At 61.0% G+C, this 14176-nt stretch carries 6 protein-coding genes; 3 read left to right on the top strand and 3 right to left on the bottom strand.

Translation table 11 applies throughout. The features are described 5' to 3' along the window. Window positions 1–21: 21 nt before the first annotated feature. The 3 genes from AC30D9_RS13455 (at window position 22) to AC30D9_RS13445 (ending at window position 2861) form a co-directional block, all read left to right on the top strand. On the top strand, window positions 22–882 hold the full coding sequence (locus tag AC30D9_RS13455; protein ID WP_134922741.1) for a MurR/RpiR family transcriptional regulator: 861 nt from the start codon (window positions 22–24) through the stop codon (window positions 880–882). 1 nt (window position 883) lies between these two features. Next, on the top strand, window positions 884–2356 hold the full coding sequence (locus AC30D9_RS13450; RefSeq protein ID WP_490144186.1) for an N-acyl-D-amino-acid deacylase family protein: 1473 nt from the start codon (window positions 884–886) through the stop codon (window positions 2354–2356). 136 nt (window positions 2357–2492) lie between these two features. Next, window positions 2493–2861, top strand: coding sequence for a glyoxalase superfamily protein (locus AC30D9_RS13445; RefSeq protein ID WP_490144185.1), 369 nt, complete (start codon window positions 2493–2495; stop codon window positions 2859–2861). A gap of 86 nt (window positions 2862–2947) precedes the next feature. Here the strand turns inward: AC30D9_RS13445 and AC30D9_RS13440 are convergent, their stop codons facing one another. Genes AC30D9_RS13440 through AC30D9_RS13430 form a run of 3 tightly spaced genes read right to left on the bottom strand, consistent with a single transcriptional unit; the run spans window position 2948 to window position 14174 of the window. Next, a complete protein-coding gene (locus AC30D9_RS13440) occupies window positions 2948–5776 on the bottom strand; it encodes an RHS repeat-associated core domain-containing protein (RefSeq protein WP_490144184.1) in 2829 nt (942 codons plus the stop codon). After that, on the bottom strand, window positions 5773–10254 hold the full coding sequence (locus tag AC30D9_RS13435; RefSeq protein WP_490144183.1) for a SpvB/TcaC N-terminal domain-containing protein: 4482 nt from the start codon (window positions 10252–10254) through the stop codon (window positions 5773–5775). Before AC30D9_RS13435 ends, AC30D9_RS13440 begins: the two co-directional genes overlap by 4 nt. Beyond that, window positions 10251–14174 carry a Tc toxin subunit A-related protein gene (locus AC30D9_RS13430; RefSeq protein WP_490144182.1) on the bottom strand — a complete coding sequence of 1308 codons (3924 nt, stop codon included), beginning with the start codon at window positions 14172–14174 and terminating at the stop codon, window positions 10251–10253. The genes AC30D9_RS13435 and AC30D9_RS13430 overlap by 4 nt, the downstream gene beginning before the upstream one ends. Between the last annotated feature and the right edge of the window lie 2 nt (window positions 14175–14176).

Raw genomic sequence — 14176 nt, 5'->3', positions numbered from 1 at the left:
CGCAACGCCACAGGAGCCGCCATGGACATCCTCTACCAGATCCGCTCCCGCCAGGATTCTTTCAGCGCTGGCGAAGGAAGAATCGCCCGGCTGATGCTCGACGACGTAGGCTTTGCCGCCTCCGCCAGCCTCGATGAACTGGCCCAACGGGCCGAAGTCAGCAGCGCCACGCTGTCGCGTTTCGCCCGCACCGTCGGCTGCCGCGACCTTCGCGACTTGCGCCTGCAACTGGCCCAGGCCAGCGGCGTTGGCAGCCGTTTCCTCGATCCGGCCGGGGCGCCGGAACAATCGGCGTTTTATGGGCAGATCGTCGGCGATATCGAGTCGACCTTGCGCCAGCATCTGTCGGGGTTCGAAGAGTCGCGGTTTGGCGATGCGGTACGGATGATCGGCAAGGCACGGATGGTTCATGCATTCGGCCTCGGTGGTTGGTCGGCCTTGTGCAGTGAGGAGTTGCAGGTGCGGCTGGTGCGTTTCGGCTACCCGATTGCCGCGTGCCGCGACCCAGTGATGATGCGCATCACGGCCACGTCCCTGAGTGAACATCACCTGGTCATTGCCTGCTCGCTCACCGGCATCACCCCGGAATTGCTCGGCGCGGTGGAATTGGCCCGCAGCTACGGCGCGGCGATCCTGGCCATCACCCGCGCCGAATCGCCGCTGGCCCGACTGGCGGATGTGGTGCTGCCCCTGCAAGGCGCCGAAACCTCGTTCATCTATAAACCCACGGCGGCGCGCTACGGCATGCTGCTGGCCATCGACGTGCTCGCCACCGAGCTGGCGTTGGCTCACCCTGAAGACAATCAAGAGCGCCTGCGGCGGGTCAAGCTCGCTCTGGACGATTACCGCGGCGGCGACGATGACTTGCCGCTGGGAGACTGACATGCCCTACGACACCCTTATCCGCAACGCACTGGTCATCGATGGCCGGGACTGCCCCGGCTACAACGCCGACGTGGCGATTCGCGCCGGTCGCATCGAGCGCATCGGTGACCTGGGCGATGCCCCGGCGCTTGAAGAAATCGACGCCGCCGGCCGCGTGTTGGCGCCGGGCTTCATCGATGTGCACACCCACGACGACACGGTGGTCATTCGCCAGCCGCAAATGCTGCCCAAGCTCAGCCAGGGTGTGACCACGGTCATCGTCGGCAACTGCGGCATCAGCGCCGCACCGGTCAGCCTGCGGGGCGATCCGCCGGACCCGATGAACCTGCTTGGCAGCGCCCAGGCGTTCGCCTACCCACGTTTCGCGGATTATCGCGGGGCGGTGGAAGCGGCCATGCCGGCGGTCAACGTCGCCGCATTGGTGGGCCACACGGCGTTGCGCAGTAACCACATGGACGATTTGTTGCGCACCGCCAGCGTCGGAGAAATCGCCGCCATGCGCCAGCAGTTGCGCGAAAGCCTGGAAGCCGGCGCACTTGGCCTGTCCACCGGGCTGGCCTATGCCAACGCATTTTCGGCCTCCACCGACGAAGTCATGCAGTTGAGCGAAGAGTTGAAGGCCTTCGGTGCGATCTACACCACCCACCTGCGCAGCGAATTCGAGCCGGTGCTCGAAGCCATGGACGAAGCGTTTCGCATTGGCCGCCACGCGCAAAGCCCGGTGATCATTTCTCACCTCAAGTGCGCGGGTGCCGGTAACTGGGGGCGTAGTCCACAGGTGTTAGCGGCGTTGGAAAACGCTGCAAAAAACCATCCGGTCGGCTGCGACTGTTATCCCTACGCGGCCAGCTCCTCGACCCTGGACCTCAAGCAGGTGACCGATGCCCATCGCATCACCATCACCTGGTCGACCCCGCATCCGCACGTGGGTGGTCGCGATCTCGCCGACATCGCCGGCGAGTGGGGCGTGTCGTTGCTGGACGCAGCGCGTCGCCTGCAACCGGCCGGCGCGGTGTACTACGGCATGGATGAAAGCGACGTACGACGCATCCTCGCCCATCCGTTGTCGATGGTCGGTTCCGACGGTTTGCCCGAGGACCCGTTTCCCCATCCGCGCTTGTGGGGCGCCTTTCCACGGGTGCTGGGACATTTCAGTCGCGATATCGGGCTTTTTCCGTTGCATACCGCCGTGCACAAAATGACCGGCCTGTCGGCAGCGCGTTTTGGCTTGAAGGATCGGGGGGAAATTCGTGAGGGGCACTGGGCGGACCTGGTGTTGTTCAACCCGCAAACCATCCGCGACGTCGCCGATTTCAACCAGCCACAACGAGCCGCCGAAGGCATCGACGGGGTGTGGGTCAACGGTGTCCTGAGTTATGGCGAGGGGCAGGCGAATGGGCGCAGGGCAGGGCGGTTCCTGGCGCGCGAAGGCGATCTGCGCCAAGGGTTCGGCCCATCGGATAGCGTTTGAGGAAGGGCCGGGTGGCTGAATTTATTTTTAATTGACGCCACAATAATGGCACTTCGATACTAAAGAACCCGGGGCCTAAGCCGAAGCACTAGGGTCAACCCATCTACACTGGGTCTTTTCAGCCAGGGAGCAACCCATGAGCTTCGGTAAAACCACTCCGATCCTGCGGATCTTCGATGAAGCCAAGACGTTGGCGTTCTATGTCGATTTCCTGGGGTTTACCGTCGACTGGCAACATCGTTTCGGCGACGACTACCCGCTGTACCTGCAAGTCTCCCGTGGGGACTGCGTGCTGCACCTGTCCGAACACCATGGTGATTGCACACCGGGCTCGGCGCTGCGGATCGAGACCGATGAGCTGGAAGCCTTCCAGGCACAACTGCTCGCCAAGCAATACCCCTTCGCCCGCCCGCAAATCCAGGCCATGCCCTGGGGGAGCCAGGACATGGCGGTGATCGATCCGTTTGGCAATCGGTTGGTGTTTACCAATGCGATCTGTGTGTAGCAGCGACTGTTCGGGGTCGAGATGATCAATCCGTGGAGCGCATGAATGACGGATTGATCATCTCCTGGTTGGAGCGCTCATGACGGCTAGGGAATGGAGTATCGGCCTAACGATTGGTTGTATTTGTTAAGCCGGAACAGCAGTTCCCGTCCACGTTGTATCGTCGCCCGGGTGGCGTGGATCTCACGTTGTATTTCCGCGCGGCGTAGTGTGCGGGCCCCCGTCTTATTGGTCATCCGGTCCAGGGTTCGATTCAGGGATCCTTTTGCACCGGGGGCATAGAATTCCTCCACGCCGAGGGTATCGAATGCCGTGTTTATGGCGTTGGAGTCATGCTCCAGATTGTCATCGAGCTTCAGTAACGCGTCGTTCAATCGTTCGATTTTCTGTCCCGGGACACCATTCGAGTTTTTGGTTGCCTGGGTAGACGCTTCGAAGTTCGGAATCCACGCGCCCGGGATCCGAAGGCCCTTTGTCAGGATAAAACTGGTCACCAACAACGATATTTTTTTTTGTCCTTTGGAGGTGCGTGGGTTCAGATCGTTCATGGCCTTATGGGACTTCCTGATCAGGTCATAGGAGGCGGTCCTGCCGTCATGCTCTATCTCCTCGGGGTCCAGTCGGCTGACCTGTGGATAGATCGATTCCGGCAGGTGCCGTGTTGCCTCTATTTTGCTGGCGACTGCGTGAATCGCTTGAGAGCTGCCGCACATGGCGGCCAGTGCTGCGACCCATCCGCCAGGCGCTGCCAGCACGCCGGCCCCGAGCGAGACCAGGTTATTGAGTGCGTTGTAGGCGTAGGTTTGAAAAACCCTTTTGGTGATGTCCTTTGTGCGCATGCTGTTGTAGAGCTGATAGTTCAGCGTGCCGACCCGGTTGTTCACCTCGGCCAGAATACCCGGGTAGGCGGCTATTTCGGCCTTGAGGTCATTGAATTCTTCTCTGTCGTGGCCGTTCGGATCGGTGTAGCGCAACGGGTTGTTTCCCACCATGCGATACAAGTTCAAGCCGTCGACCGCCCCCGCCGGATCTGGGCTGATCCAGCGTTGCAACCATGGCGCGTAGTAGCGGTGCCCGTAGTAATACAGGCCGCTGGCGTCGCGTTCCTTGCCGGAGTAGCGAATGGTCCGGTAGTCGGCCTCCACGGCCGAGCGGGAGGCCGCCCAGGCAGTTCCACCATAGGGCAAGTAGCTTTCCTGGCTGATCAGCCAACCCTCATCGTCGAGCTCCAATGAGCTGGAACCCAGATGGTCTTCTAGGCTGTAGCGCAGTTGGTCGGTGGCGATGCCGGATGGCCGGCCTTCAGTCCAGTTCAGGTAACGGACGTTGCAGCGGCCGGCTTGCAGGGTGATGACTTCCAGGCGCTCGTTGTATCGGGTGCGGATCTCCAGGCCCGGCAGATAGCGGACCTCCCGGGTGTGAGTCACCGCCGACGCATAGGTCGTTTGTATCTTGCGCACTCGTTGACCCGCGCTGTCGTAGCCATAGCGCTCGATGTCATCGCGCCCGTCTTCGCGGCGGACCAAGACCACGCTGGCGAGTTGGTTGCGGGTATTCCATTCCAGCGTTTGGCCCGGGGATAACAGCTGCAGATTGCCGTGGGCATCGAAGTCCGCCGTCACGTCGGGCATCGAGTGGCCCTTGTTCCAGGACAGGAGACGATTGCTGGTCGCGGCAATGTTCAGTGTCCGGGTGTAGTGGTTCCGGTCACGAACGTGGCGCAGTTCGATCAGGTTACCCCCCGCGTCGTACTCGTAGTGCTCGGTAAACTTGAACAGTTGCCGAGCGTCGAACGGTGTTCGGCTGAAGGCGGGAATATCGGGGTTGCTGGTCAGTCCCGCCGCTTCGCGGCCCGTCGAGCTGCTCAACTGATAGAGGCTGTCGTAGGTGAATGTGCTGATGGCTTCGACCCGCTGGTTACTGCCGAACTGCACCGGTTGGGCGCGGTCCTCGATTTGCGTCACGTTCCCCACTGCGTCGTAGGTGTAGTGCAGGTCTTGCAAGGTGCTGGCAGACACTGTTGCATTGAGCGAGGTCAGTCGACCATTGGCTGGATCGAACACGGCGCGACTGACCACGCCATTGCCGGCAACCTGGGATTCGACCTGGCCAAAGGCGTTGTAGACCAGATCCTTCACGATGACTTTCTCGGTCGCCGCGTCTTTTAATTTCAGGCTCACGGACTTGAGCTGGCCTGCGACATCAAATGAATAACGTTGCTGGTGCTGGGCGGCGTCGAGTTGCACGATAGGCTCTGCGAGGGCGTCGTAGCGCCAGCGCGTCGTGTAGCCCTGCCCCTGTTCCAGCAAGGCATCGCGAGCTTTCTCATCGACGGGCCAGTCCGGCTGGGTGACATCGACGAGGAAGTGCCGGGTTTGCTCCAGAGGTTTGCCGCAGAGCGCATACCCATTGATGAGCAGGCTACCTGCGCTGTCATCGTGACGGATCAGTACACCACACAGGTTTCGCGCTGCCGACTCTGGCGAACTGTCGCCGTAGCGCAGGCATTCGACTCGACGCGGATCTTGACCAGGCACTTGCTCGTGGATGACGGTCGGCCTCAGTTGATCATCGTAGGTGGTCCGCCATTGGGTGCCGCGCTGATCCCAGCTGCGCCGGATCTGTCCCGCAGCGCCAGGCAGGGTCAGGCGCCAGCCGGCGTCGACACTGTTCACCAGCAGTGGTTTGCCGGAAAAGCTGTAGACCGTGGTCAGATTGGCCTCAGATGTGTTGCCGGACTGCCGAGGATCCCACTGCGCAACTTGCCTGCCGCTCGTGTCGTGGCGTTGGCGAGTAATGCGCGCTTGGGCGGCTTCGTCTGCGCTACGCCGGCAATAAGCGACCTGTCGCACGGGCCGGCCTCGGCTGTCGACAACGCTGATCGTCGGCGTCTTGCGATGAAGGCGTGGGTTCATGCTTCACCTCCGGTGGCCGTGGTTTGTTCGGACATGTCTTCTTCCAGTGTGTCGTTCTCGTCCTCGTCCAGGGTGTACCAGGCATGGCGGGTACACCGCCGCATAGGGCTGCGACCCTCCTGTGCGGCAAGACATGTGCGGGTGGGGCGGCCCAGCGCATCGTAGAACTGCCGGTCGCAATGACCGAACTGGCGCAGGGACTCGTCGTTGATGCGGTGAGGCTGATCGGCGAAGTAAGGGCGGTAGCGGCGGATCGGCAAACCCTTGTTGTTGTATTCCACCCGTTCGCTGACACGCCAGCGTTTAGCGGCGGTCTGCTCCAGTGGCTTGCCGTCCTTGAGTGTCAGTGCTCCCTGCGCATTGACGACGTAGGCCATGCCCGGTTCGACCTGCTGCTTGCTTTGCAGTGTTCGACCGAAACCATCGAAGCAGGTCATGGCGATGCGGATTTGTTGCTGCTCGTCGTCGGGATAACGGTCGGCGACCAGTACGGCGAGGTGCACCGGCTCACGGGTTGAAGCCTCGATCTGGTTCTTCAGTTTTACATCGTCGGCAGGCGGTACTTGCAGAGCCGACAACCGGGTTCGAGCCGACGCGCGGATATGCCCGCTGGGCAGCAGGTCACGGTTGGCCACGCACCGTGCCAGCCAGTCGGTGTCGGCCAATGCGGCGTCCGATACGCAACCCATCCAGCTGAAGGGCGCGTAATAGAAGGCGCTGGCGGCGTGCTGCAGGGCGTCCTTGCTCTGATTGATCGCTTGCGTCGGACTGTCGAATAACGACCGCTTGAACTGCTCGATGGGTTTGAAACCGATCGGCGCGTTGTTCTCGTTACCGTAAAACGTCGTGGCCAGGACTTGGCCGAAAGCATCGACGAGGCCTTCCTGTACGTTGCCGTTGGGATCGCTAATGCGCCGTGGCAGCAGTGAGCGGTAATCGTGGATCGCCCGGGTGACACAACCATCGGGTCGCTTGAACGCGGTGATAAAACAATGGCAGTTGTCGTAGCTGCACTCGGTCACGCCATGGCTTTCACTCGCTTGCAGGGTCTGGATTTTGTAGAAACCTTGCAAGGGCGCGTAGGTCGCGAAGCCACCTTTGACGGACCAGAGTTTTTTCAGCGATGGGGCCGCCGGCAGGAAGCTGTCCATGCGGTGATAGCCGAGCCTTTCCAGCAGTCTGCCCTTGGGGCGGGCGTCCTGCGGCAACAGATGAAAGGCTTTGAGGGCGGTTTCGTCCAGCTCGGCGCTCTCCAGATGGTCGGCCAGGGCTTCGAAGTGAGCGATGCCGTCCGGCAGGGTTTCTGCGGTTGTGGCGTCCTTGTAGCGTTGCACGGACAGACCCGTAAGCATGCTTTGGGTTTCCCAGGTGCTTTCCCGGGTGAGTTCGATGAGTGTCTCATACGTCATATCTTGCATGGCCAACCCGCCGGCTTCAGGGGCCTTGGGGCGTTCCTGCGCATTGGTCCGCTGGCGATAGGGCAAGCCCAGGCGCCAACCCTGAGGGGCTTGCAGATGGATGAATTCGGCGCGGGTTTCGTTCAGGTAGTAGACCTGTTGCGCCGGATCATGGGCGTCGCGCCACCATTGCTGTTGGTCGGCATCGCTGAACGGCGGGGTGTCGCTGGCGGTTTTGCGGCGGGCGTAATGAACGTTGACGCTGTGAGTCAGCGCGCCAAACAGGTCGTGCTGCAGATTGAAGGTGTGCTGGCATTGCGGGTCGTCGCTCAGGCCTTCGTACTGATAGCTGATGGACTCCAACAGCAATGGCAACATCCGGGCATAGCGTTGTTTGCCTCCGGGTGCCTGGAGCAAACGTATCGCGTAGCGGTTTTCCTGGACCGAATACAACGTCTGGCTGTTCAGGTGAGGATCGATTGCGAAGACCTCGCTTCGCAGCAAATGACCGCTCAGGGCGCGGGACATTTCCAGAGTCGTCGCTGCGCTGGGCGGGGCCATGGGCGTGTCATTGCCGGTCTCGGGCTGGTACTGGCAAGGCAGGGTCTTGCCCAATGGCACGGCCAGTGGGTCGACTCGGCTGCAACCGATTCGAGGCAGGTCCAGCGCTTGCCCGGTGTGAAACCAGGTTTTGGTCAGGCAAGGCGCGCTGAAGCCTGATGGGCCGGCGTCGTCAGGGGTGGTTTCAGTGTCGCTTTGCAACAGCAGGCCAAAGCCACGAAATTCCCGTTCGGCACCGTCGTAGTAGCCTTGGCGGTAAGCGAATGTCTGCGACAGACGATTGCCGGTAATCTCGTCCACCTGGGTCTGGCTCGAAACCAGGTGCAGGACCAGTGGCACATGACAGGCAGGGGACGTGTCGGTGGCTGATCTTTCGGCTTTTTCATCCAGCCATTCCTGCGCCGAGCTGCGGTAGCCGATGCTGTTGGCGGCGCCCATATTGTTATTGGTGCCGGTGAGCAGATACGGTTTTTCCCTGACGAAGTCGTAGCGCCAATGTTGTTGGGGGTTCATGTGCGGCGCACTCAGGATCAGGCTGGAACAGCCGAGCCCTTGCAGGTCGGCGATACTCACCTGGCACAAGCGGTCGTAGCGCAGACCCGGTGGCCAGGGCAGCGCGACCGGAGGACTGAAGCCATTGCCGCCGCGGTTCATGAAGATCAGCGCCTGATCGGCTTGCAGGTAGATCAGGTCGGCGGCGCCGGAGCCATCCAGGTCCGCCAGGCGGATCCGCGCGGCGTCGAAGTTCTCGTAGGCAAGGCCCGGCGAGCCCAGCACGATGCCTCTGCCGAAGCGTCCACGGCCCAGGTTGGGCCAGCACTTCACTTCGTCATGACGAATACGCACCAGGTGCGGCTCTCCACTGCCCAGCATGTCGCTGAAGGCCACCAGCTCGCTGGGTGATGAGCTGAGCAGCGCCAGGGCGTCGTCATCTTCGTCACGGGGCACTTCTCGCGCTGGCGCAAACCCCTGTTCGCGCTGATTGGCGTACAGGCGCACGCTGCGTGGGCCGATCAACGCCAAGTCACTGAGACCGGCGCCCATCAGGTCGGCCAACTGCCCTTGTGGCTGGAAAAACTCCGCAGGGAACGCCTTGAACGTGGCGAAGTTCGACCAGTCTCGATTGGGGCCCAGGGAGAAAAAACCGCTCAACCCTGGCTCGGCAATGACCCAGTCCAAGCGACCATCGCCGGTCAGGTCACTCAGTGACTGGCCCATGGGTTTGACAGGATCGGCCACGGGAATGCGCGGCAACGACCGCCATTGGCCGTAAGCCACTTCATTGCTTTGGGCCTTGGCCCGAATGGGTTCGCGGTAATACCAACCGGCATCGCTTCGACAGAGCACGCCCGGCAGACCTTCGCCGTACAGGTCCACCAGTTGATAGCCTTGCGCTTCGTTGAGCGGTGGCATGTTGTGCCAGGATTGGGGTTCGAACGGGGGCTTGAACTCGCTGTAGCTGAACTCCACAGGAGGACGATTGGCAATGGTCGGCGAGTCGTCGAACGCTTGGTCATGGGCTGCGATCAGGTGGTGATAGCCCAGGGGCGTCTGGCGGTATTCGAGTAACAGGCGGCGCACCAGAACGGGGGGCTCTCCCAACTCATCGGGAAAACGGTGAAACATCAACACCTGGTGGCACAACCGTTGTGTGCGGAGCTCAAAGCCGTAGGCGAAGCTGGAAAATGCATCGCTGCGGGTTTGCCACTGCTGGCCTTCATAGCGTGGTTGCTGCGAGTACTCCGTGCTGCGCTCGCCATAGTCGAACAGCAATTCGAAGTGCCATTGCACCGGCTTCAACCGTTCGCTGGTCCACGAATAGAGGTTCGCATCGGCCGCGAAATTGCCATAGCTCACCCGGCTCAGGTAGCGCTGGGCCGTTGCGTCTGCCTGGTATTGGTAGAGGATGTGCTCGCCGTGGGCGTTCAGGCTTTCTTCCAGCAACCATTCGCCTACCCGACTCGCATCCTTGGGATCGGCCCGGCGCGATGCAGGATTTTTTCCGAACACATGGAGGCTGCCATCGGCGCCGTGTATCAGCCAGAAACCCGCTTTGTCATGGTCCGATGCCCAGCGCTCAATGCGGTCGAAGCTGCTTTCAATGCTCGGGAAGTGGCGCGTCACTGTATAGGCCTCGTCCAGCTCCAGCGTGTTGTAGCGGTCGATGCGGGTTGAGCGGATGACGCCTTGTGGATCTCGTTCGGGCAACCACACGACGCCGCTTGGGCCGAGGATCTCGTCATCTTCGGTGTAGGCCGGTACACCGTGGCTGGTGCGGCGAGCCACGCAGGGGAGTGACAGCCCCCAGCCGATGCCGAACACGCTATTGCCGGCCGAGCTGGTGTACCCCAGCGACAAGGAGGGCGCAAAGCCGCGCCCCGGCGAAATCGGCAGGGCGATCTCATAGGACGCCGTGCCGTGGGCGCCGATGGTGCCCCAGCCTTTGCCAATGCTCTGGATGGCGCCGCCGCCCTTGGGCAGCGCTGGCGTGTTCACAGGCAATGCATTGGGCTCAGTCATAGCGAACCTCCACCGGCCCTGGCCGTGTAGCTCACATGCACGATGATGTCGGTCAGGGATTCAAGCAGATCCTTTTGTGCTTCGGGGTTTGGGAAGGTCAGGCACCAGGTGGAGATCGCCCCGGTGTATTCGAAAGGCAGATAGCGTTCATCGTTGAAAGCCAGGGTGAACAGGCCGTTATCGTCGACCCCGGTGGAAAGCGCAATCTGTTGGTTGGCGCGGCGGCTTTCCAGGGCCGGGCCCTCTGCCGACAGGAACACTTTGCTGGCGGTCTGGGTCAACGTGGCCCGGATGTTTTCATACGGGCCGACGATGGTCGGCAAGGAGACGCTGATGGTTTTGATGCGTCGCAGGTAATGCTGCTGATCCTTGTAGTCGTCTTCGAACAGCTCGTGGGTCAGCTCGAATTCGCACTTTCCCGCCATCAGGTCGGCGTGAAGCTGTGCCCAGTCTTTGTTGATCGTGCTGGTCGCGGTTTTGCTCTTCAACTGGCGCAGCGATACTGTCTTGCGAATTTCCAGCTCGCGGGCGTTGGCTCGCAAGTATTCGGCCTGCATGTTCAACAGGTTCAGCTTCAATTGCTCGCCCGCGCCGAGCCCTCGATAGGTGGCGTTCCAGTTGCCGGGTTGAATGAAGCGCCTGTTGAAGTCCGCCAGTTCATACTGCCAGCAGGCTTCGGCGGCCAGGCACAGTGCCAGTGTCGCGTCGTAGGCTTGGCGGTAGAGTGTGGCAAATTGGCTGTTCAGCCATTGGTACAGTTGCGTTTTGGTAAAGCGCTTGCGGAAAAAGTCGTAGTTGGCCTTGGCCTGGTTCAGGCTCGATTCGGCCAGGCGTAGCTGCAGGCGCGTGGCCGTTTCCTGCTCGGCGAAATGCCCCAGTTGCGCATCGATCTGGTTCAGTTCCAGCAAAGCCTGATGGCGAGCCAGGATCCACTCTTCCCGGCGACGACTGAACTGTGCCGTACGGTCGAGATGGGCTGCCGAGGTCCGATGAGAGACGGCGGCGCCTTGGGCGAGGGCAGTGGTCGCGTGCAGCGCACCCTCCCAGCGACAGCCGCCATTGCTGAAACCGAAAATGTTGGGCGTCACCATGAGGCCGCCAGCCACGACCTGGGCGCGGGATACATCGAGCTCGAATGCGCCGCTGCGCAGGTAGAGGTGACTGGCCTGCCGCTCGGCCTCACTGATACCTTGCTCCAGCAAGTGATGGTAGTGGCTGGCCCGGTTCTGGATGATCGCTTTACTGGCCAACAGCGCCTGGCGGTTATGGCGATCGACGTTCAGTGCCTGGCGTTGCAGGTCGACGGAGATTTTCGCCAGGTCCCAGACTTGCTGTTGTTGAAGCTCCTGCAATTGCGCCTGTTCCTTGCGTTCGATCAGCGAAAGCAGCGTGGCGCCGAACTGGCTGAGGCTTTCAACCGCACCCAGGGCCTGGCTGTGCATGACCGTGAAACGATAGTGCGCATGGTTTATATCTGGCAGTCCTTGCGCGGCATTGCCCGGGATGTTCAGGGGGGTGGCGCCGGGTAAGGCGCGAGGGTCCAGCGGGGCCGCGAATATCGGCAAGTGCAGCGGTTTGCCGGCGATGTCGAGGTTATGCCGCAGGTTGTACAAGCGACTTTCGGTAATGTCCCAGCGCTTGAGCAGCTCGGGGTTGAACGGCAAGCGCAACTGCGGACTGTCGATGCTCGGCAACGTGGGCTGTGAACTGTCTTTGCGAATCAGCAACGTGGGGGTGGCGCTTGAGCGAGCCAGTGAGCGTTCAAATGTGCGCAGGTGGCGGTTGGTTGTTTCGCTCAACGTCTGCAGGCTGACGGTGTTCCACTGATCGACCGGTTGCACGACCGGCCGTGGGCCCAGCAGGTCCAGTGCTCGCACGTACCATAGCTTCGCCTCGCTAAGGCTATCGGCGGTCTGCTCGCGGTAGGCGGCGTCGCCACGATTGATCAGGATGTCCAGGTAAAGAAAGTACAGCGCCTTGCGAAAGTGCACCGGATGACTGAGGGCAATCTGGTGCGGGTCATGGGGGGCCTGATCGGCATAGGCAGAGGTGTGAGTGCCGACCAGCGGGACACTCTTCCAACACTCATCACGCCCACGCCCCGGATCGAAGACATAGCGCAGCCAGCGTTCGGCCTCCTCGTAGCGGTGCTCGCTGCTCAACCGTTCGGCGACCAGCCACGGTACGTAGAGGAATAGCTCCGTGAAGTAACGACCATAAGGCCCGTGGAAGTCCATCCGCGCGCTGGGAGCACCTGGCAAGACGGGTTCCGGCAGGTGTTGCGTCTCCCAATCGAACAGTTCATCCAGGCTGTTTTCGGTTCGCCGGATCAGTTCTGCGGCGAACACGGTGTTCAACCTGATCGGCTGGCGTGGTTGGTCTTTGGCGTCGCTGTCACTGATCGCGGAGTTGGAAAAATCCAGCAATTGGCTGGTGCCCAGGCTTGATGTCACATAGGTGATGTCGGGTGTGAGGCGCTTGGCAGGAGGATCCTGGTCCAAGCGGATACCCGTTTCCGTTGCTGTTTCAACGCTCGCTTCTTTGGTGTTCCGGTGAGCGTTAGTGGCTGCGGCCTCGGTTTGTTCGCTGTAGTAAACATCGGTGACAGGCAGCTTGCCTTGTGCACCGGCGTAAACATCAGTGACCGGAGACTCTTCTTTCGTTTGCAGGGGCACCTTGGCCTGAATGCGGTGGGCACTGCTGTCCAGGAGCGCTTGCTCAGCGCTTGGGTACTGCAGGTACTTTTTGGCCCCTGGTGCTTTTGTTGTGTCTGAACGCTCAACTTCGTGGCTGAGGTTTTTATCGATGCAAGTCGTTTCAATGAAAATGAAGCGGCTGGCCGAGTCAGTCTGGGAGCCCCTGACACACAACGCGAGGAAGAGAAAATGCTGCGAGCCTTTGCGCTGGTGTGTTGCAACGCTACCCAACAGCGGCTTGATGGCCTGTACGTCCTTGTCGCGCAACGCTGTGTCCTGGCAATAACCTTGCAGGCAAACACGCGGAGTACTCCAACTGCCATCCTGTTTTCTGTAACACAAGCTCAGGCGCAACAGCGGCGCGCTCGGGCCAGGCTGGGCGGTGCTGGAGTTCGTGTGGGCAATGCGGGTGGCCGGATCCTGATGGATGCATTCGGCCCATATGACGAACAAGCGATTGTTGAACCAGACCGGACGTACCGAGTGTTCGGCGGCACTGTCGGGGATAGGCACGTCGGCCTTTTCCCAGTCGGACCAGGCGTATGGGGCCGGCGGGTCAAGTTTGGCTGGGGTGGCGGGCGGTTGCGGCGGGGGACCGTCGAGGGGGCGTTGAGCCATGTCCAGGGAGCGCCAGAAGTAGGTGTTTTCGGACCTTGATTTGGCAATGAAGTAATAGGTGCTGTTGGCAAAGTCCTCGCCGTCGACGTAGCCATTGAGAATATTCAGGTTGGCGACTTCTTCGAGTCGGTTCAGGTAGGCCAGGACTGCCGACTGAACCGCTTCGGGTTGGAGTCGATGCTGGTTGAGGTCGTTTTCCAGTTGTCGGAAGTTGTCGCTCTTGTTGGTCCTGAGCGATGGCTCCAGATACGTGGCGGGAAAGTAGAGCAGCTTTTGATGGGCCGCCCAGGTCGGGTACTGATGCATCTCGTTGCGCCACGTGCGCAGGTGTTCGGCGGTTATGTCGTTCGAGTCGTAACCGGGCTCCATGTTCATCAGGATGCGATGGATGTATTGCTGCAGGCTGGCGATGGCACACGCCACAGGCGTGGTGGGTACATCCTGGCTGACCAGGACGTCGAGCAGCCAGTATTCGTAGAGGTCCTGGGCCGTCTTGAGCTTCAGGTTCCTTGTCTTGGCGTTATTGGGCACGACCTTGTTCAGGTAGAACGCCAACTGTGCGTCGCGCAGGCTTTCATCGAGCTGCTTTTTAAGGGCAACGGTCATAT

This window comes from Pseudomonas sp. DF11 (assembly GCF_058148565.1).
The sequence above is the reverse complement of the archived record's forward strand: the minus strand, read 5'-3'. Positions and strand labels throughout refer to the sequence as shown.